The sequence below is a fragment of the Mangrovibacter phragmitis genome, from assembly GCF_001655675.1.
GTDB classification, from domain to species: domain Bacteria; phylum Pseudomonadota; class Gammaproteobacteria; order Enterobacterales; family Enterobacteriaceae; genus Mangrovibacter; species Mangrovibacter phragmitis.
In genome coordinates this window covers 475,616-494,801 of sequence record NZ_LYRP01000012.1, presented here as the reverse complement: position 1 = coordinate 494,801, position 19,186 = coordinate 475,616, and the positions used below count along the sequence as shown (strand labels likewise).

Genomic DNA, 19,186 nt, shown 5'->3' with positions numbered 1-19,186 from the left:
CTGTATGCTATCAATCCCCGGACATTGTTGGCTATGCAAAATGCCACTTACTCTGCCTCATTGGGGTTTTTGCTCCTGTTGTACCGCCAGCCTGCCCCGGCCACCTGTTTGTTGCCCGTGCTGTGGTTTGCCCGCCGGGCAGGCAGACTGCCTGTGTGGCCGCTGCCTGCAAAAACCGCCCCCCTGGCAGAGTATGATATTTGTCAGTGATTACTGCCCTCCCCTTGATAAACTCATCCAGCGTTGGAAGTTTCATAATACGCCGGCGCTGAGTGAGGGGCTGGCACGTTTACTGTTCCTGCGTTTACAGGCACAGAAGTACACAACGAACTGGCAATTACCTGACACAATACTCAGTGTGCCGTTATTTCAACGGCGGCACTGGTTACGGGGGTTTAACCAAAGTGACCTGCTGGCCCGCCCGCTGGCACACTGGCTAAAATGTGTCTGGGAACCGGCAGGATTGCAGAGAAGAATTCCGACAGTAACTCAACACCGGCTTTCAGCGCGGTTACGCAGGCACAATCTCAATAATGCGTTTACGCTTGAAATTCCGGTAAAGCAACGCCACATCGCTATAGTGGATGATGTCGTAACTACTGGCAGCACTGCCGGTGAAATTGCCCGCCAGCTTAACAAAGCTGGTGCTGCAAGCATTCAGATCTGGTGCCTGTGTCGAACCTTGTAGAGCCTCGATGATGGGCGTATAATAACCGACTAAAATAGTCAACTATTAGGCCTTTGTTATGATCCGTATTTCCGATGCTGCGCAAGCACACTTTGCCAAACTGCTGGCAAATCAGGAGGAAGGGACACAGATTCGCGTGTTCGTTATTAATCCCGGCACGCCAAATGCTGAGTGCGGTGTTTCATACTGCCCGCCTGATGCTGTTGAGGCTACGGACACAGCTCTTGTGTTTGAGCAACTGACCGCCTACGTTGATGAACTGAGCGCACCGTACCTGGAAGATGCTGAAATTGATTTCGTTACTGATCAGTTAGGCTCACAGTTAACCCTTAAAGCACCCAACGCGAAAATGCGCAAGGTGGCAGATGACGCACCATTAATTGAACGCGTGGAATACTTCCTGCAGTCCCAGGTCAACCCGCAACTGGCTGGTCATGGCGGGCGCGTTTCCCTGATGGAAATCACTGAAGAAGGTTACGCTATTCTGCAATTTGGTGGTGGCTGTAACGGTTGTTCCATGGTGGATTACACCCTTAAAGAAGGGATTGAGAAACAGCTCTTAGCCGAGTTTACCGAACTTAAAGGTGTGCGTGACCTCACGGAACACCAGCGCGGCGAACACTCGTACTATTAAAAACAGCAGGCGCACTCTTTCTGCCCTGGTGTTTTTGTAAAGGCCTGCGGTTTATAAACCGCAGGCCTTTCTGTTTTCTTCTTTCATCTCCCGATTACTTTTCCCGAAAACATCAGGTGCCAGCCAGGCAAAGCAAAACCGGTTCAGGAATATGCTGCCTGCCTGTTTACGCCATTTTATTATTCAAATAATTTGACCAATACAAGCAAATCCTTCAGCTTTTACTTCTTCCACCCCCAGCCTATTATTACTTCATCGAAGGCGAAAGCCTTTAAAAAGACCAAAACCATTAAGGAATACGACCATGAAATCCATCAAATATTTAGTTGTAGTCACTGCTCTTTCCCTGGCTTCATTTGGCGCATTTGCTCAAACAGTTAGCGCAACAGCATCCACACTCGATGGTGCCGAAGCAAAAATCGCAGTACAGGCAAAACAAGCCGGGGCATCTTCTTACAACATCACAGAAGCATTCAGCGGTAACCAGGTTCATATGACTGCGGAACTGAATAAATAAACCGCAACAGGCCATAATCGCTCTTTGATGTATTGCCATTTACTGCCCATGCCAACACACTTGCTTGAACTCTGACTCTGATTCGGCGACAGTTATCTGTCGCCTTTTTTTGTTTGCCCCCCAGTAACGGCCTTGCAATAAAAAAACGCCCTGTACTACCGAGTACAGGGCGTTGTTTCAGCTTTAGTTCGTCCGGATTATTTATACTGGCCCGCTTTTTTACGCCTGGCAGTTAAATCCTTCAGTAACCGGTTAATATCATCATCCGCAAAGATTGCTTCTATTTCGCGATTCAGTTTGCGCCGCCAGTTGGGATACTGTGTACTGGTGCCAGGGACATTCACTGGCTCTGCCATATCCAACCAGTCTTCCGGTTGTAAACCGAGCAACGCACTGTTTGAGTCAGCAATGTAACGCTGCAATCCCCGGTTAAGAACAGGTGACATATGCATAAGACGCGCCTGCTTTCCGGTACGTTTCGGTACACAACCATACTGGTGCAAACTATTGAGTAACCCTTGTTTCGCCGCTTCACGTTCCTGATATAAACCTTTCAGAATCACCTTGTCAGGATATAACCCTAAAGATTCGCCAAGCGTCAGATCCCCGCATTCCCAGTATCCCCGTAGAGTTGGCAGGTCATGGGTAGTGGCGACAGCCATAGATTGTTCCGGCCAGATATCAGGGGCTTTAAACTGCTTTTCGCTGTCATGCTCAAAATAAAGCACTTTGTACGAATACACTCCACTGCTACGCAGTTTCCCTACAATTTCTGCCGGAACAGTCCCCAGGTCCTCGCCAATCACCATGCACTGGTGGCGCTGGCTTTCCAGTGCCAAAATGGCCAGCAGGTCGTCTACCGGGTAGTGAACATACGCGCCTTTATCTGCCGTTTCGCCATATGGGATCCACCATAAACGCAGTAGCGACATCACATGGTCAATACGCAATGCGCCACAATGCGTCATGTTGGCTCGCAATAAATCAACAAACGGCTCATAGGCGCGCTCAAACATTACATGAGGGTTAATCGGTGGTAATCCCCAGTTTTGCCCGAGAGGGCCCAGAATATCTGGCGGAGCGCCCACAGAAGCCCGCAGGCTGTACAGTGCACGATCACTCCAGGTTTCGGCTCCACCTTCTGCCACGCCAACAGCCAAATCACGATACAGCCCCACTGGCATTTCCGCTTTCAGGCACTCGTCCCAGCAAGCCGAGAACTGTGTGGCTGCCAGCCATTGTAACCACATCCAAAAGCGGACCTCCTGAGCATTTTCTTCACAAAACGCCAGGACGACAGCGCTTTGCGGATCACGCCAGGCTTCAGGCCAGGCCGGCCACCCCCAATGCTGAGCATCTTGCGCCAGCAAATGGTGATGCACTGCATCATAAGCGCCTTGCCAGTAAAGGCTCTCTCCACCATCACGCACAAAGGCATCAAACAATGCAACCGTATCATCATCATGAGGCCGGGCGCAGAAGGTATCCCAGGCCAGGCGCAATGCAGCAATTTTAAGTTCCGTTACCGTGGTGTAATCCACCCGCCCGGCACTTCTGGCCTGGGCTATCGCTTGCTGTGTCGTCTTTTTTTCCCACCAGTGTTGCGCGGCATCGCTGGCAGCAAAATCAGCCACAGCGGGAACATCAATATATAAAACATTCAGCCAGCGACGTGATGACGGACTGTACGGGCTGGCACTTTCAGGAATCGCCGGGTACAGCGCATGAACCGGGTTCAGGCCAATAAAAGCCCCACCCCGTGCGGCAATTTCTGGCAGCATACGTTTCAGGTCACCAAAATCACCGATACCCCAGTTGGTTGCTGAGCGCAATGTGTACAACTGTACGCAAGCCCCCCAGAGCTTCTCCCCTTGTAAGAGGGCTGCAGGTTCATAACAACGAGGCGGTGCAACAATCACCTGGCAGTGCCAGCGCTGTTCATCCTGAGTGAGAGTCAGTGAGTGATATCCGGGTTGCAGGCTAACAGGCAAACGCATGGGCTTGCCGCCCTGGATTGTGCCATGGTGTAATTCGCCAGTTTCTGTTGTCAGCAACCACTGGAAACGACCTTCCCCTTTTACAGGCACAGACAGGCGTTTACCAGAAACCAGCACATGTACAGGAGGTACTACGCGCTGGCTGTGTTGGTATGCCAGTGCCGGAGCATCACCCATTGCCGCCAGCAACTGCTGGCGGGTGTCCATACCAATGCTTTCAGGTTTACCATGCGCATTGATATAACTCGATGCGATCCCCGCTTCCAGGGCGGCCTGTTCAAGACGTTTTTTGTCCATCATCCTTTCACCTACCTTGATGTCCTTAGCGCTTTGCCTGCCAAATACGAGCCTGGTAATCGCGAATAGAACGGTCCGAACTGAACATACCGCAACGTGCTGTATTCAGAATCGCCGCACGCGTCCAGGCTTCCTGATCGCGGTACAGTTCATCGACCTGTTTCTGTGCTTCAACATAAGCATGAAAATCTGCCATGACCAGATATGGGTCGCCTCCCTGTTTCCCCAAACTGTGCAGCATTTGGTCGAACGCATGTTTATCGCCGTTGCTGTATTTACCCTGTTCCAGCTCTTTCATAACGGCATCCAGCAGTTTGTCTTTTTTACGCCATTTTTGCGGTTCATAACCAGCGGCTTTCAGCGCTTTCACTTGTTCCACGGTATGGCCAAAAATAAAGATATTCTCCGCACCAACCTTCTCAGCAATTTCAACATTCGCACCGTCCAGTGTGCCGACAGTCAGTGCACCATTCAGCGCCAGCTTCATATTCCCGGTACCTGAAGCCTCTTTCCCGGCCGTTGAGATTTGCTCGGAGACATCTGCTGCCGGGATCATTACTTCTGCAGCAGACACACAGTAATCTGGCAGGAAGACAACTTTCAGTTTGTCGCCAATCGCCGGGTCAGCGTTGATAACCTCAGCCACCTTGTTAATGGCAAAGATAATATTTTTAGCCAGGTAATAGCCAGGTGCGGCTTTTGCCCCAAACAAGAATACGCGTGGAACTCTGTCTGCTTTCGGGTTTTCGCGAATCTCTTTGTAAAGCGCCAGAATATGTAACAGATTCAAATGCTGGCGCTTATATTCGTGCAGACGTTTAATTTGGATATCAAACAAAGCATTGGGGTTGATCTCAATCCCGGTACGTTGCTTAACAAACTCCGCCAGGCGAACTTTGTTCTGCTGTTTAATTTCCCGGTAAGCCTTGCGGAATTTGGCATCGTCAGCATATTTTTCGATACCTTCGAGGACATCCAGGTCGTTTGCCCACTCTTTTTTCAATGTCTTATCTAACAATGCAGCCAGAGCCGGATTGCACTGCTTTATCCAACGACGGGGAGTAATGCCGTTGGTCACATTATGGAACTTGTTCGGCCATAACTGGTGGTATTCCGGGAACAGATCCTTCACAACCAGCTCAGAGTGCAGTGCCGCCACACCATTTACTGCGAAGCCACTTACCACGCACAGATTCGCCATACGTACCTGGTTATCATGTACCACAGCGAGTTTCGCCCACACGGCGCCATCGCCCGGCCAGGTCGCTTCAACCAGCTTCTTAAAGCGGGCATTAATCTCTTTGATTAATTGCATATGGCGTGGCAGCAATGTTCTTACTAAGCGCTCATCCCAGCACTCCAGTGCTTCAGGCATCAGGGTATGGTTGGTGTAAGCAAAAGTGCGGCTGGTAATCGCCCAGGCGTCATCCCAGCTCAACTGGTGTTCATCAATCAACACTCGCAGTAATTCCGGAATGGCTATAGTAGGGTGAGTGTCGTTCAACTGAATAACTTCAAAATCAGGTAATTGCGCCAGTTTTCGGCCAGCCTGGTGGTGGCGACGCAAAATATCAGCAACGGAACAGGCACACTGGAAATATTGCTGCATCAGGCGCAGCTTTTTCCCCGCCAGATGGTTGTCATTGGGATACAGCACTTTGGTCAGTTTTTCTGCATCAATACCCTGTTTCTCGGCACGCAGAAAATCACCGTCGTTAAACTTGCCCAAATCGAAAGGATGAGCGTGTTTCGCCTGCCATAAACGCAAAGGTTGCGAAACGCCATTTCGGTAACCAATAACCGGTAAGTCCCAGGCTTCCCCTTGCATTACAAAAGCGGGTTCCCAGTGCGGTTTACCCTCGACAGTCACCACTTTACCACCGATGCCAACCTGCACATCCAGGGCACTGTTATGGCGGAACCATGGGTAACTGCCACGCAACCAGTCATCCGGGGCTTCATGCTGCTGACCATCAACAAACGACTGGCGGAATAAGCCGTACTGGTAATTCAGGCCATAACCGGTTGCAGACTGCCCAACGGTTGCCATGGAATCCAGGAAACAGGCGGCAAGCCGCCCCAATCCACCATTTCCCAGCGCCGGGTCGGTTTCTTGCTCAAGTAAATCACTCAGCACAATGTTGTAATCGGCCAGCGTATCACTCACCAACTGATACCAACCCATATTCAATAAGTTATTACCTGTCAGGCGGCCAATCAGAAATTCCATTGAGATGTAGTTTACATGGCGTTGTTTTTTTTCTGGCTTTGCCAGAGGCTGTGCTGCCAAAAGTTCCGCCAGCGCCCCGCTAACAGCCTGCCACCACTGGTGTTGCGTCATTTCTGCGGCAGCATGTAATCCAAAATGCTGCCACTGACGTGTCAGGGCAGCCTGAAATTGTGCTTTATCGAATGTAGGCTGTGACATAGGTAATCGGTGTCCTTCAAGTAATTAGACAAAGTTTACATTAGTGTGCCTGGGCCCCCCGGCTGATACCTCATCCCGCCCTGGATTAGGCAGGGAGGAGTAGCGGGGAGTAGGAGAAACTGTGATCCATGACACTCAAATTAGCCGTAAACCACGTAAAAGCATAATGTGAAATTTTAATGAAACAGGTGAAACTTCAAACGATGAAACACTTTAATTAATTGAAATAATTACTATTAGATGCAAATAAAGACAGACACACTATCTGTGCGTTATGTAAAAATAAAACTAAACCCTTTGTTTTTACTTGAAAGAGAAGAATGGTGTGGAGGTCAAAGGAGTGAAACAAAGGAGGACGACTAACCCTGGCTACGCCCCCAAATCATCCAATAAGTTTCAGAAATGTGACCAGGTGCACCTTTAAAGGTCTTTTATACGGGGTTAACTTGCATTAAAGACTAATCTGTCCGAATTTATCTTAAGAATTAATTACGAAGCGCGAAAAAATTCGTAATCCCGTAGTTTCGACACAGTGAAGTGAATGACTATGTTAATTCCATCCAAACTTAGCCGTCCGGTGAGGCTCGACAATACAGTCGTGCGCGATCGCCTGTTGGCAAAATTATCCTCGGCCAAAAATTACCGTCTGGTTCTGGTTACCAGCCCGGCAGGCTACGGAAAAACAACACTGGTTGCCCAATGGGCCGCCAGCCAACCCCATTTAGGCTGGTTTTCACTGGATGAAGGAGATAACCAGCCTGAGCGTTTTGCCAGTTACCTGATAGCCGCTATTCAGCAGGCCACCGGCAAGCATTGCGTCACCACCGAAATGATGGTGCAGAAAAGGCAGTATGCCAGCCTGATTTCACTGTTTGGGCAACTGTTTATTGAACTGGCTGAATGCCAGCATGCTTTCAAGTTAGTCATTGATGACTATCACCTCATCACCAACCCGGTGATTCATGACGCCATGCGTTTTTTCCTGCGCCACCAGCCCGATAATCTCACGCTGGTCGTTCTGTCCCGTAATCTGCCACAGTTAGGGATAGCCAATCTGCGCGTTCGGGATCAACTACTGGAAGTAGGCAGTCATCAACTGGCCTTTACCCAGCGGGAAACAAAACAATTTTTTGACTGCCGGTTAAGTTCACCTCTGGATGAACAGGAAAGCTACCAGATCTGTGAAGATGTCGCCGGTTGGGTTACAGCATTACAGCTAATCGCCTTGTCTGCCCGGCAAAAAAATACCGCTACTCAACACTCTGCCCGCCGGTTGGCCGGCATCAACGCCAGCCATTTATCGGATTACCTGGTTGATGAAGTGCTTGATACTGTTACACCAGCAACGCGCCTGTTCCTGCTGAAAACGTCTTTATTGCGTTCAATGAATGATGCGTTAATAGTGCGAGTGACAGGAGAAGAAAACGGGCAAATGTGGCTGGAGGATCTGGAGCGCCAGGGGTTGTTTATACAGCGTATGGATGACGACGGTGAGTGGTTCAACTACCATCCACTATTTGGCAATTTCCTGCGCCAGCGTTGCCAGTGGGAAATGGCAACTGAATTGCCAGCCATTCACCGGGCAGCCGCAGAAGGCTGGATGGCACAGGGCTACCCTGCTGAAGCTATCCACCACGGTGTGGCGGCGGGCGATACCGCTTTATTGCGTGATATCCTGCATCAGCACGCCTGGGATTTATTTAACCAGAGCGAACTGGCGCTGTTGGAAGAATCCCTCAACGCTCTGCCCTGGGCTGTATTGTTAGATAACCCACGCCTGCTTTTACTGAAAGCCTGGCTGATGCAAAGCCAGCACCGTTTTCAGGAGGTTAACACCCTGCTGGCCCGTGCAGAAGAAGAGATGACGCGTGAGCCGGATGAATCGCTACATGGTGAGTTCAACGCTCTGAGGGCACAGGTAGCTATCAACGCTGGTAACCCGGAAGAAGCAGAACGCCTTGCGATGCTGGCGCTGGAAACTTTGCCGTTCTCCAGTTTTTACGGGCGCATTGTCGCCACCTCTGTACATGGGGAAGTGCTGCACTGCAAAGGCGAACTGAACCACTCACTGGCCTTAATGCAACAAACTGAGCAGATGGCGCAAGTCAATGAAGTCTGGCACTACGTGTTGTGGAGCCAAATTCAACAAAGCGAAATTTTATTTGCCCAGGGATTCCTGCAGTCTGCATGGGAAATTCAGGAAAAAGCCTTCCAGCTGATTCAGGCTCAGCACCTGGAACAATTACCACTACATGAATTTTTGCTACGTATCCGCTCGCAGTTACTTTGGGCGTGGGCCCGGCTGGATGAATCCGAAGCGGCAGCCCGCCAGGGGATGGATGTGCTGGTTAACTATCAGCCACAGCAGCAACTTCAGTGTCTGTCATTAGTGATTCAAAACTCACTGGCCCGGGGCGATTTAGATAATGCACGCGGTTTACTCAACCGCCTGGAAAACTTGCTGGGCAACGGTTCCTATCACATCGACTGGGTCAGCAATGCCGACAAAGTACGCGTCATTTACTGGCAAATGAATAATGATAAGCAGGCGGCAGAAAACTGGTTACGCCAGACTCCGCGCCCGGCGACAGTGAGCAATCATTTCCTGCAAAGCCAGTGGCGTAACATTGCCCGGGCTCAAATTCTGCTGGAAGAGTTTGGCACGGCAGAAACGATTCTGGAAGAGCTGAACGAGAACGCGCGGCGACTTCACCTGATGAGTGATTTGAACCGTAACTTGTTACTGCTCAACCAACTTTACTGGCAGGCAGACCGTAAGAGCGATGCCCTTCAGGTACTGGTTGAAGCGCTTTCCCTGGCAAACCGTACCGGCTTTATCAGCCACTTTGTTATTGAAGGTGAGCCAATGGCGCAACAGTTACGCCAGTTAATCCAACTGGCAACGTTGCCAGAACTGGAGCAACATCGCGCGCAACGCATTCTCAAAGAGATAAACCAGCATCACCGGCATAAATTTGCTCACTTTGATGAAAGTTTTGTACACCGCTTGTTGAACCACCCGGATGTACCGGAATTAATCCGTACCAGCCCGCTAACGCAACGCGAATGGCAGGTGCTTGGGTTGATTTACTCTGGCTACAGTAACGACCAGATAGCCGGAGAACTGGATGTCGCCGCAACCACAATCAAAACCCACATTCGTAACCTGTACCAGAAAATGGGTGTGGCGCACCGCCGGGAAGCCGTACAACAGGCACAGGAATTATTAAAAATGATGGGGTACGGCGTGTAAGCCTTGTGTTTACCAGCCTGGCTAAGAACCGGCCAGGCTGGCCGGGTTTAGCATAACTCTAACTGCACGTTATTTTCGGCAATCACCTGCATGACACTGGCTGGTGGCATAATGTCCGTATACAACGCATCGACCAGGCCAATACTACCCAGATTAACCATGGCATTACGGCCAAATTTCGTGTGATCCACCACTAACATCACATGGCGTGAATTATCAATTATTGCCCGTTTGGTGCGTACTTCGTGGTAGTCAAACTCCAGTAAAGAGCCATCACTGTCGATGCCACTAATCCCCAGGATGCCGAAATCCAGGCGAAACTGTGAAATAAAATCCAGCGTTGCTTCGCCAATAATCCCACCATCGCGGCTGCGTAACTCACCACCCGCCAGGATTATCCGAAAATCATCTTTTACCATCAGGGTGTTTGCCACATTCAGGTTATTGGTCACCACCCGCAAATGGTTGTGGTCTAACAAGGCATGAGCGACGGCTTCCGGTGTAGTGCCAATATCAATGAACAGCGTGGCCCCATCAGGGATCTGGCTGGCAACTTTTTGCGCAATACGCGCTTTCTCTGAAGCCAGCGTCGCACGCCGGTCGTGCCATGACGTGTTGACTGAGCTTGATGGAATAGCAGCACCACCATGGTGGCGCATAATTATATTCTGGTCAGCCAGGTCATTCAGGTCACGACGAATAGTCTGCGGACTAACAGAAAAATGTTCCACCAACTCTTCGGTACTGACATAACCTTGCTTTTTGACCAGTTCAATAATGGCATCATGCCGCTGTGTTTGCTTCACCCTGCTCTCCTGTTGTTATTGTTTGCGTCACAAGAGCCGCTTTGCGACCAAAGCGGTTATGCGCGTTTTCGCGTCTGGCTGCTGTCAACCAGCGCCATAGCCAACCCTACCAGCAAACCAGTCAGGTGTGCGCTATTGGCAATGGACATCCCCATAACATTAAACCAGCCAATCACCAGCCAGAGCAGTGCAAACACCATCAACCCACGGGGTAACATCACACCGCAAGCTGGATCACGTTCGCCCCGCAACCACACATAGCCCATTAAGGCATATACCACTCCCGACAAACCACCAAACCATGGCCCACCAAAATAGTGCTGCATAAAGCCACTGAGTAAGGCGGAAATCAGGGTGATAGTTAGCAATTTACCACTGCCAAGGCGCTTTTCGACCGGGCCGCCCAAATACCACCACCACACCAGGTTAAATGCGATATGTAGCAGCGAAAAGTGCAACAGGATATGCGAAAAATAACGCCATACCTGGAATTTGAGCGAGGGATCAAATGGCCAGGCCAGCCACAGCATTACCTGCTGATCACCGACTATCTGCATCAAAATATATACGGCCACACACAAGACCAGCATACCCAGTGTCAATGGGCCTGCTTTGCTGCGTAGTGTCGCAAAAAAAGGATAACGGCGATAATGCAACCCACTACCAGTATGGCCTGTGGACCAACTGGCGGCGAGATAACGAGGATCATTGGGGTTTGCCAGGAAGTGTTCCAGCGCTTCTCTGACTTGCGACTCCTGACTTTCATCCTCCAGCCAGATATCTATATTCACCCGGTGTTGCAAGCTCAGGTGTACACCCTGAGTTGCCATGTAATCAACAAACGCCTGAGCCATACGCGGGTTTTCAAATGAGGCAACCATCAACATAGGGTAACAACCTGCTTATCCATAATAGTCATAGCAGTATACTGGTTAAATGATATTGGCAAAAATTACTCTTCACCCTGAGCGACTTCAGTCGGGAACTGGCGATGCCAGGCCTCAAAACCACCATCAATGCTGTAAACCTCATCATAGCCTTGTTGCAGCAGGTACTGCGCCGCACCTTTGCTGCTGTTGCCGTGATAACACATCACCAATACGGGTGTATCAAAATCCGTATTCTGCATAAATGTCGGTAAAGATGCATTGGTCAGGTGAAACGCACCGGGGGTATGCGCCAGGGTATAACTTTGTGGATCACGAATATCCACTAACACCGCACCATCAAGGTGTAATTTCTGGTGGGCCTGTTCAACATTAATACATTCAAAGTTATCCATTATCTGCGCTTACTCTTTTCTGTATAGGGGATAAAACCCGTTTCCTGGTAAGGAACATGGGGCCTGATTCTCTGGCTCCCAGTGTACGTGGCTGCGCGTTAATGCGCCATTGTGTTATGCATATCACGCGAAATTGTTTTTTTCTTGTTACCAAAAGCGCGTTCTCTTGCTATTATGAGCGATATCGAACATTTTTGAGCTTTAACGAAAATGCGTGGGGGCATAATGGAAACCAAAGATCTGATTGTGATTGGTGGTGGCATCAATGGTGCTGGCATCGCTGTAGACGCTGCCGGGAGAGGCTTGTCTGTACTGTTATTAGAAGCTCAGGACTTAGCCTGCGCCACATCATCGGCCAGTTCAAAACTGATTCATGGCGGGCTGAGATACCTTGAACACTACGAATTCCGTCTGGTCAGTGAAGCACTGGCTGAACGTGAAGTGCTGTTAAAAATGGCACCGCACATCGCCTTCCCTATGCGCTTCCGCTTACCTCACCGCCCGCATTTGCGTCCGGCCTGGATGATCCGCATTGGTCTGTTTATGTATGATCACCTGGGTAAACGCACCAGTCTGCCAGGTTCTGGCGGTTTGCGTTTTGGTGCAGACTCCGTGCTTAAACCTGAGATTGTGCGCGGTTTCGAATATTCCGACTGCTGGGTGGATGATGCAAGGCTTGTGCTGGCTAACGCACAAATGGTGGAAGAAAAAGGGGGACAGGTTCTCACCCGCACTCGTGTCACCTCTGCACGCCGCGAAAATGGCTTGTGGGTGGTTGAAGCTGAAGACACTGATACCGGCAAGCGCCATACCTGGCAAGCGCGTGGGCTGGTCAATGCAACCGGTCCCTGGGTGAAACATTTCTTTGATGACGGCTTACACTTACCATCACCTTACGGAATCCGCTTAATCAAAGGCAGCCATATAGTGGTGCCCCGTGTACATACACAAAAGCAGGCCTATATTCTGCAAAACGAAGACAAACGCATTGTGTTTGTTATTCCCTGGATGGATGAGTTTTCTATTATTGGTACTACTGATGTTGAATATAAAGGCGACCCTAAAAGCGTTCAGATTGACGACAACGAAATTCGCTACTTGCTGAATGCCTATAACGAACACTTTAAAAAGACACTCACACAAGAAGATATTGTCTGGAGTTATTCAGGGGTACGTCCGTTGTGTGATGATGAATCTGATTCACCACAAGCCATTACGCGTGATTACACGCTGGATATTCACGACGAGCAAGGCAAAGCGCCGTTGCTATCGGTATTTGGTGGCAAACTGACTACTTACCGGAAACTGGGCGAACACGCAATGGATAAGCTCAGCCACTATTACCCCAATATTAAACCCGCCTGGACCAAAGGCGCAGTCCTGCCTGGCGGCCATTTCTCTGGTGACCGGGATGATTATGCAGCGCAGTTACGGCGTAAATTCAGTTTCCTGACTGAATCCCTCGCCCGCCATCTCGCCCGCACATATGGCAGCAACAGTGAGAAAATCATTGGTAATGCCAGCAGCGTGGCAGATTTAGGTGAAGATTTTGGCCATGAATTTTATGAGGCTGAACTGCATTATTTGGTCGCTCACGAGTGGGTACGTGAACTGGACGATGCTATCTGGCGCCGTACCAAACAAGGTATGTGGTTAACTGAAGCCCAACAAGCCCGTGTTGCACAGTGGTTGTCTGAGCACCAACAATCGTCAGACAGCAGGCTTTCACTGGCATCCTGATTGCTTCCCTGATGTTCAGGCACTTTCCCCCACATAAAAGTGCCTGAACATAGCTATTCACCATAATTATTTCCCTGAAAAACCATATTTCCCAACCAACGGATGTGTTGTTCATACCTGACTACATAAGTTAATTGCTGAGCACACCGCAACCTCGTCAGTAAGAGCCGTTTCGACAACCAAAAAATATTAAGATTTTTCTGCTTTTTGATTCTAATTTTCTGAGTAGCATGCGATGCTTAACTCATTGACCTATCAGCAATACTCCATTTATTCCATCTGAAATAAATGGAAATGGTCTGAAACAAATAAAGAATAAAAATAGTTGAGATGTACAAATGAATAGTATAAAAACTCAGTTGGGAAAGGTGGTACAAACAATTATAATGATGTGAAAGAGATACAAAAATTATTAAGAGAGAATGGTTTCCCAAGTCTAAATATAGATGGAATTTGCGGGCCAAACACTATAAAAGCCATTCTGACTTACCAAAAACACTTTTATCATTATCCAGATGGTGTTATATCACCAGGCAAGAAGACATTCCAACTTCTCACCGGAGATAAAAACACAAGGTCCAATTCATTGAATAAAGCTGATGGAGCAACTTGTACTAACCCCAATGGAAAAAAATCAAACTCTAGATATATGAACCCAAGCATAAATGCTTATAATTTGTTAAAAAAATATGAACAAAAAATAAACTATCCATATTCAGATAAAGATCCAAAGCAACACAAAACGAAACTCACAAAGTGGGATGAGACAGCAACAATTGGATATGGACATCTTATTAACACCCCAGAAGAATTCAACCAATACAGAGATGGAATAACGGATCAACAAGCCGATAGTATTTTCAAAAAAGACAGTTACTGGATTTTAGAAGATGTAAGAAAGTATATAAAAGTAGATCTTACTCAAAATGAGTTTGATGCAATTTTTATTCTCGCCTTCAATATCGGACCTGGTTCGCCAAGAAGTCATAAACACAAAGGTTTATACTGGTCATCTGTATTAGCTATCGTTAATGGAGAAAGTAATGCAGATTTATACTCAGCCTGGACTGCTTATGATATATCTAGAGGAAAAGAGTCTGGCGGGCTGTTGAAAAGGCGTATGTCGGAACTAAAAGTATATAATGAAGGTGTGTACATAAAATTATGAAAAAAATACTAACTGCACTTTTACTTTTAACAACAGCATCATCATTTGCTCAAAATAAAAATGATACATTATCTATCACTACTAAAAACTACCAGATAACTATCACAGATAATTGTGAGGAAGGTGAGATTGCCTGTAATGATGTTACATATCATTCAGTGAATAAAAAGAATCACACTGAACTAACATTGAGCGGCCATACGATTAATATCGGACAATCAGAGGACTTTAGAGGATATGACTTCAGTAATGGAGAATATTTATACAGACTTCGCCCTGAAGAAGACGATACCTGGTCGCTTTATGTCATAAAGGGTGATAAAACGTTACTCCAGGAGAAAGGTGTAGAGAACTGAAAATCTGTAACTTTATCCTTTCATTAAATGCCACCAGCATTCAGAAACAGGGAAAGGGCTATTGAGTGCCCTTTCCCATATCATCATTTAAAGCCTTACCGGTTTTATATGCCAAATTTCATCGGCATACTCCTGAATGGTGCGGTCAGAGGAGAAATACCCCATATTGGCAATATTGTGCATTGCCCTTGTGGTCCATTCTTCTGGTGTCCGATAAAGCTCGTCCACTCGTTTCTGGCAATCCACATAGCTACGGTAATCAGCCAGCACCTGGTAGTGGTCGCCGAAGTTTATCAGTGAATCAACCAGATCCCGGTAACGCCCGGGCTCCTGTGGGCTGAACACCCCAGTCGCGATTTGCGTCAACACCTGATACAACGCTTTGTCTTTCTCGTAATACTCACGCGGGTTATATCCCTTGCGGCGCAGTGCTTCCACTTGTTCTGCTGTGTTGCCGAAAATAAAGATGTTATCTTCGCCCACATGTTCCAGCATCTCCACATTTGCACCATCCAGCGTACCAATAGTCAGTGCACCATTCAGAGCAAACTTCATATTACTGGTACCCGATGCTTCGGTACCTGCCAGTGAAATTTGTTCCGAAAGATCAGCCGCAGGAATAATCACCTGTGCCAGGCTAACACTGTAGTTAGGAATAAAGACCACCTTCAGCAGATCTTTTACCTGAGGATCATTATTAATGACCGCTGCAACATCATTTATCAGATGAATAATGTGCTTAGCCATGTAATAGGCAGAAGCCGCTTTACCGGCAAAAATATTGACCCGTGGTACCCAGTCAGCGTCCGGGTTTGCTTTAATCTGGTTATAGCGCGTAATCACATGCAATACATTCATCAACTGGCGTTTGTATTCATGGATACGTTTTATCTGCACATCAAACAACGAATGGGGATTCAGAACAATCCCCATTTGCTGGGCAACCCAGCCGGCAAGGCGTTTTTTATTTTCCAGCTTGGCGTGCTGAATATCATTGTTTACCGATGGATAATCAATGTGTTCCTTCAGTTCACGCAGCAGGCTCAGATCAGTACGCCAGTTATGGTCGATGTTATCGTCCAGCACCTTAGACAAACCAGGGTTTGCCAGCGCCAGCCAGCGCCGGGGAGTAATTCCATTGGTTTTATTACAAAAACGCATCGGGAAGATGGACGCAAAATCAGCAAACAGCGATTGCACCATTAGATTTGAATGCAATTCAGAAACACCGTTCACTTTATGGCTGACCACCACCGCAAGCCAGGCCATGCGCACACGGCGCCCATTGGATTCATCAATAATTGAAGCGCGGCTCAACAGCCCCACATCTTCAGGGTATTGCTCCTGCAACGTTTTCAGGAAATAGTCATTTATTTCAAAGATAATCTGCAAATGACGAGGCAAAATCTTGCCCAGCATATCCACATTCCAGGTTTCCAGTGCTTCGCTCATCAACGTGTGATTGGTATAAGAGAAGACCTGGCAGGTTACCTCAAAAGCATCATCCCAGTTATAACCGTGTTCATCGATTAACAGACGCATCAACTCAGGAATAGACAAGACCGGGTGCGTATCATTCAGATGAATGGCAATTTTATCAGCCAGATTGTCGAAGGTTTTATGCATTTGCCAGTGGCGGCTCAGAATATCCTGAATAGTGGCTGACACCAGGAAATATTCCTGGCGCAAACGCAGCTCCCGGCCTGAATAGGTGGAGTCATCCGGGTAGAGCACACGACACACGTTTTCTGAATGGTTTTTATCTTCCACTGCAGCAAAATAATCGCCCTGGTTAAATTTACCCAGGTTAATTTCACTACTGGCCTGAGCAGTCCACAACCGTAAGGTATTGGTTGCGTCTGTATCATAGCCGGGAATGATTTGGTCGGTGGCAACCGCCAAAATCTCTTCGGTTTCAACCCAATGGGTTTTCTTACCTTCTTGCTGAATGCGCCCACCAAACCGCACCTTATAACGCGTATTGTGGCGGCGGAACTCCCATGGGTTACCGTATTCCAGCCAGTAATCCGGCGATTCTTTCTGGCGGCCATCGACTATGTTTTGTTTGAACATGCCATAGTCATAACGAATGCCGTAACCGCGGCCTGGCAACCCAAGTGTTGCCAATGAGTCCAGAAAACATGCTGCAAGGCGACCCAACCCACCATTACCCAGGCCTGGATCATTTTCTTCTTCGATAAGCTCTTCAAGAGAGAGCCCCATCTCTTTCAATGCCCCGTCAATGTCTTCATAAATTCCCAAAGACAACAGTGCATTTGACAGTGTGCGGCCAATAAGAAATTCCATCGACAAGTAATATACCTGGCGAACTTCCTGGGAGAGCTGTGCCCGGTTGGAACGAAGCCAGCGTTCGACCATTCTGTCCCTTACGGCAAACAACGTAGCATTCAACCACTCATGTTTATTGGCGATAGCCGGGTCTTTACCGATGGTAAACATCAGTTTATAGGCAATGGAATACTTCAACGCCTCGACGCTGAGTGTAGGTGATGCATAGCTAAAGGGTGCGTTCATAACAGTGATTCCTGGAGACTAAATCAAGCGTTGATAAAGTTCGCGGTAGGACTGCGCCGCTACCTGCCAGCTAAAGTCCATACTCATCGCCTGACGCTGGACATAGCGCCATAACGATGGGCGTGACCACAACACAAAAGCCCGACGAATTGCCCGAAGAAGCGAGAGGGCATTACTGTCTTCGAAGACAAAACCACTGGCGAGACCATCAGCCAGATTCTCTAACGAACAATCAGAAACTGTATCCGCCAAACCTCCTGTACGTCGCACCAGCGGCAACGTGCCATATTTCAACCCATACAATTGCGTTAACCCACAAGGTTCAAACCGGCTCGGCACCAGAATCACATCTGCACCGCCCATAATTCGGTGAGAGAACGCCTCGTGATAACCTATCTGTACCCCAACCTGCCCGGGATGCTCTGCGGCAGCGGCCAGAAAACCCTCCTGCAATACCGGGTCACCTGCGCCGAGTAACGCCAGTTGGCCACCTTGCTCCAGTAATCCTGGTAGCGCTTCAAGCACCAAATCCAGGCCTTTCTGGCTGGTCAGGCGGCTGACAACGGCAAACAACGGTACTTTGTCATTCACCTTTAACCCCATGGCTATCTGGAGCTGTCGTTTGTTTTCCGCTTTCGCTTCCACAGAATCACGGTCATAAGCGGCGGTAAGTAATAAATCATGGGCCGGATCCCAAATTTTTTCATCCACACCGTTAAGGATCCCACTCAATCGTCCTTCTCTGTGCCGCTGCGTTAACAAACCTTCCATACCATAGCCATACTGTGACTCGGTTATTTCGCGAGCATAGGTAGGGCTCACAGCAGTAATGTGATCAGCATAATAGAGACCCGCTTTCAGGAAAGAAATCTGTCCGTTAAATTCCAGACCGTGCATATTGAAAAACTCACCCGGTAACTGGATCTCTGCCATGTGTTTGGCGTAGAACAATCCCTGATAAGCCAGATTATGGACAGTAAAGACGGATTTAGCAGGCCGTCCACGCGCGGCGAGGTATGCCGGTGCCAGGCCTGCATGCCAGTCATGGGCATGAACCACATCTGGTTGCCAGAATAAGTCCAGACCACAAGCCAGCTCACTTCCCACCCAGCCTAACAGGGCAAACCGTAGCACGTTATCGGTATAGGCATGCAAATTGGTATCGTGATAAGGGCTGCCCGGGCGCTCATACAGATGAGGCGCATCAATCAAGTAGATGCCCACGCCATTAAAATGCCCATACAGCAATGTTATAGGGCCAGCAAAGGTATCCCGCCGGGTTACTACCTGCGCGTCAGCGATCCCCCTGCGAATATCCGGAAAAGAAGGCAACAGAACACGCGTATCCACGCCACCCGCAATTTGTGCCGCCGGTAGTGCACCGATAACATCCGCAAGGCCACCCGTTTTCAGCAGCGGAAACATTTCAGAACATACATGTAAAACCTGCATTGTCGCTCCCGTTCAATGTTTGGCCCACACTGA

Annotated in this window: 14 protein-coding genes; 7 read left to right on the top strand and 7 right to left on the bottom strand. The window is 48.6% G+C overall.

Going from position 1 to position 19,186, the window contains the following annotated elements; all coding sequences use genetic code 11:
• The first annotated feature begins 4 nt into the window (after positions 1-4).
• The 3 genes from gntX (at position 5) to A9B99_RS12465 (ending at position 1,839) form a co-directional block, all read left to right on the top strand.
• Entirely contained in the window at positions 5-688 is a 684-nt protein-coding gene (gene gntX / locus A9B99_RS12475; protein ID WP_074388800.1) for a DNA utilization protein GntX, read from the top strand.
• Positions 689-746: 58 nt separating this feature from the next.
• On the top strand, positions 747-1,322 hold the full coding sequence (nfuA, locus tag A9B99_RS12470; protein WP_064597930.1) for a Fe-S biogenesis protein NfuA: 576 nt from the start codon (positions 747-749) through the stop codon (positions 1,320-1,322).
• Between the two features lie 304 nt (positions 1,323-1,626).
• A complete protein-coding gene (locus A9B99_RS12465; protein WP_064597928.1) occupies positions 1,627-1,839 on the top strand; it encodes a YdgH/BhsA/McbA family protein in 213 nt (70 codons plus the stop codon).
• A 197-nt stretch (positions 1,840-2,036) separates the two neighbouring features.
• Here A9B99_RS12465 and malQ read toward each other — a convergent pair whose 3' ends face one another.
• Entirely contained in the window at positions 2,037-4,133 is a 2,097-nt protein-coding gene (malQ, locus tag A9B99_RS12460) for a 4-alpha-glucanotransferase (RefSeq protein ID WP_064598074.1), read from the bottom strand.
• Between the two features lie 25 nt (positions 4,134-4,158).
• Positions 4,159-6,561 (bottom strand): maltodextrin phosphorylase, encoded by a 2,403-nt coding sequence (malP, locus tag A9B99_RS12455; protein WP_064597926.1) that lies wholly within the window; start codon positions 6,559-6,561, stop codon positions 4,159-4,161.
• Between the two features lie 547 nt (positions 6,562-7,108).
• On the opposite strand from malP, the gene malT reads away from it, so the two are divergent.
• Positions 7,109-9,814, top strand: a complete 2,706-nt coding sequence (gene malT / locus A9B99_RS12450) for an HTH-type transcriptional regulator MalT (RefSeq protein ID WP_064597924.1) — start codon at positions 7,109-7,111, stop codon at positions 9,812-9,814.
• Between the two features lie 47 nt (positions 9,815-9,861).
• On the opposite strand, the gene A9B99_RS12445 is transcribed toward malT, so the two are convergent.
• From A9B99_RS12445 to glpE, 3 genes are all read right to left on the bottom strand, one after another.
• Positions 9,862-10,620 carry a DeoR/GlpR family transcriptional regulator gene (locus A9B99_RS12445; protein ID WP_064597922.1) on the bottom strand — a complete coding sequence of 253 codons (759 nt, stop codon included), beginning with the start codon at positions 10,618-10,620 and terminating at the stop codon, positions 9,862-9,864.
• 56 nt (positions 10,621-10,676) lie between these two features.
• Positions 10,677-11,507: a rhomboid family intramembrane serine protease GlpG gene (glpG, locus tag A9B99_RS12440; RefSeq protein ID WP_064597920.1), complete on the bottom strand. Its 831-nt coding sequence runs from the start codon at positions 11,505-11,507 to the stop codon at positions 10,677-10,679.
• A 65-nt stretch (positions 11,508-11,572) separates the two neighbouring features.
• Complete coding sequence (gene glpE, locus A9B99_RS12435; protein WP_064597918.1) at positions 11,573-11,902, bottom strand: thiosulfate sulfurtransferase GlpE; 330 nt, start codon at positions 11,900-11,902, stop codon at positions 11,573-11,575.
• Positions 11,903-12,127: 225 nt separating this feature from the next.
• On the opposite strand from glpE, the gene glpD reads away from it, so the two are divergent.
• From glpD to A9B99_RS12420, 3 genes are all read left to right on the top strand, one after another.
• Positions 12,128-13,642 (top strand): glycerol-3-phosphate dehydrogenase, encoded by a 1,515-nt coding sequence (gene glpD, locus A9B99_RS12430; RefSeq protein WP_064597916.1) that lies wholly within the window; start codon positions 12,128-12,130, stop codon positions 13,640-13,642.
• 391 nt (positions 13,643-14,033) lie between these two features.
• Entirely contained in the window at positions 14,034-14,810 is a 777-nt protein-coding gene (locus A9B99_RS12425; protein WP_064597915.1) for a glycoside hydrolase family protein, read from the top strand.
• Entirely contained in the window at positions 14,807-15,166 is a 360-nt protein-coding gene (locus A9B99_RS12420) for a hypothetical protein (RefSeq protein WP_082917868.1), read from the top strand. Before A9B99_RS12425 ends, A9B99_RS12420 begins: the two co-directional genes overlap by 4 nt.
• 87 nt (positions 15,167-15,253) lie before the next feature.
• Here A9B99_RS12420 and glgP read toward each other — a convergent pair whose 3' ends face one another.
• Together glgP and glgA are read right to left on the bottom strand one after the other, a co-directional pair.
• Positions 15,254-17,701: a glycogen phosphorylase gene (glgP, locus tag A9B99_RS12415; RefSeq protein ID WP_064597911.1), complete on the bottom strand. Its 2,448-nt coding sequence runs from the start codon at positions 17,699-17,701 to the stop codon at positions 15,254-15,256.
• 18 nt (positions 17,702-17,719) lie between these two features.
• Positions 17,720-19,153 (bottom strand): glycogen synthase GlgA, encoded by a 1,434-nt coding sequence (glgA, locus tag A9B99_RS12410; protein ID WP_064597909.1) that lies wholly within the window; start codon positions 19,151-19,153, stop codon positions 17,720-17,722.
• Between the last annotated feature and the right edge of the window lie 33 nt (positions 19,154-19,186).

Coding starts and splice junctions, on each gene's coding strand:
- glpG (WP_064597920.1), bottom strand. CDS start 11,507: ATGTTGATGGTTGCCTCATTTGAAAACCCGCGTATGGCTCAGGCGTTT.
- glgP (WP_064597911.1), bottom strand. CDS start 17,701: ATGAACGCACCCTTTAGCTATGCATCACCTACACTCAGCGTCGAGGCG.
- glpE (WP_064597918.1), bottom strand. CDS start 11,902: ATGGATAACTTTGAATGTATTAATGTTGAACAGGCCCACCAGAAATTA.
- A9B99_RS12420 (WP_082917868.1), top strand. CDS start 14,807: ATGAAAAAAATACTAACTGCACTTTTACTTTTAACAACAGCATCATCA.
- gntX (WP_074388800.1), top strand. CDS start 5: ATGCTATCAATCCCCGGACATTGTTGGCTATGCAAAATGCCACTTACT.
- malP (WP_064597926.1), bottom strand. CDS start 6,561: ATGTCACAGCCTACATTCGATAAAGCACAATTTCAGGCTGCCCTGACA.
- malQ (WP_064598074.1), bottom strand. CDS start 4,133: ATGGACAAAAAACGTCTTGAACAGGCCGCCCTGGAAGCGGGGATCGCA.
- A9B99_RS12465 (WP_064597928.1), top strand. CDS start 1,627: ATGAAATCCATCAAATATTTAGTTGTAGTCACTGCTCTTTCCCTGGCT.
- nfuA (WP_064597930.1), top strand. CDS start 747: ATGATCCGTATTTCCGATGCTGCGCAAGCACACTTTGCCAAACTGCTG.
- glpD (WP_064597916.1), top strand. CDS start 12,128: ATGGAAACCAAAGATCTGATTGTGATTGGTGGTGGCATCAATGGTGCT.
- glgA (WP_064597909.1), bottom strand. CDS start 19,153: ATGCAGGTTTTACATGTATGTTCTGAAATGTTTCCGCTGCTGAAAACG.
- malT (WP_064597924.1), top strand. CDS start 7,109: ATGTTAATTCCATCCAAACTTAGCCGTCCGGTGAGGCTCGACAATACA.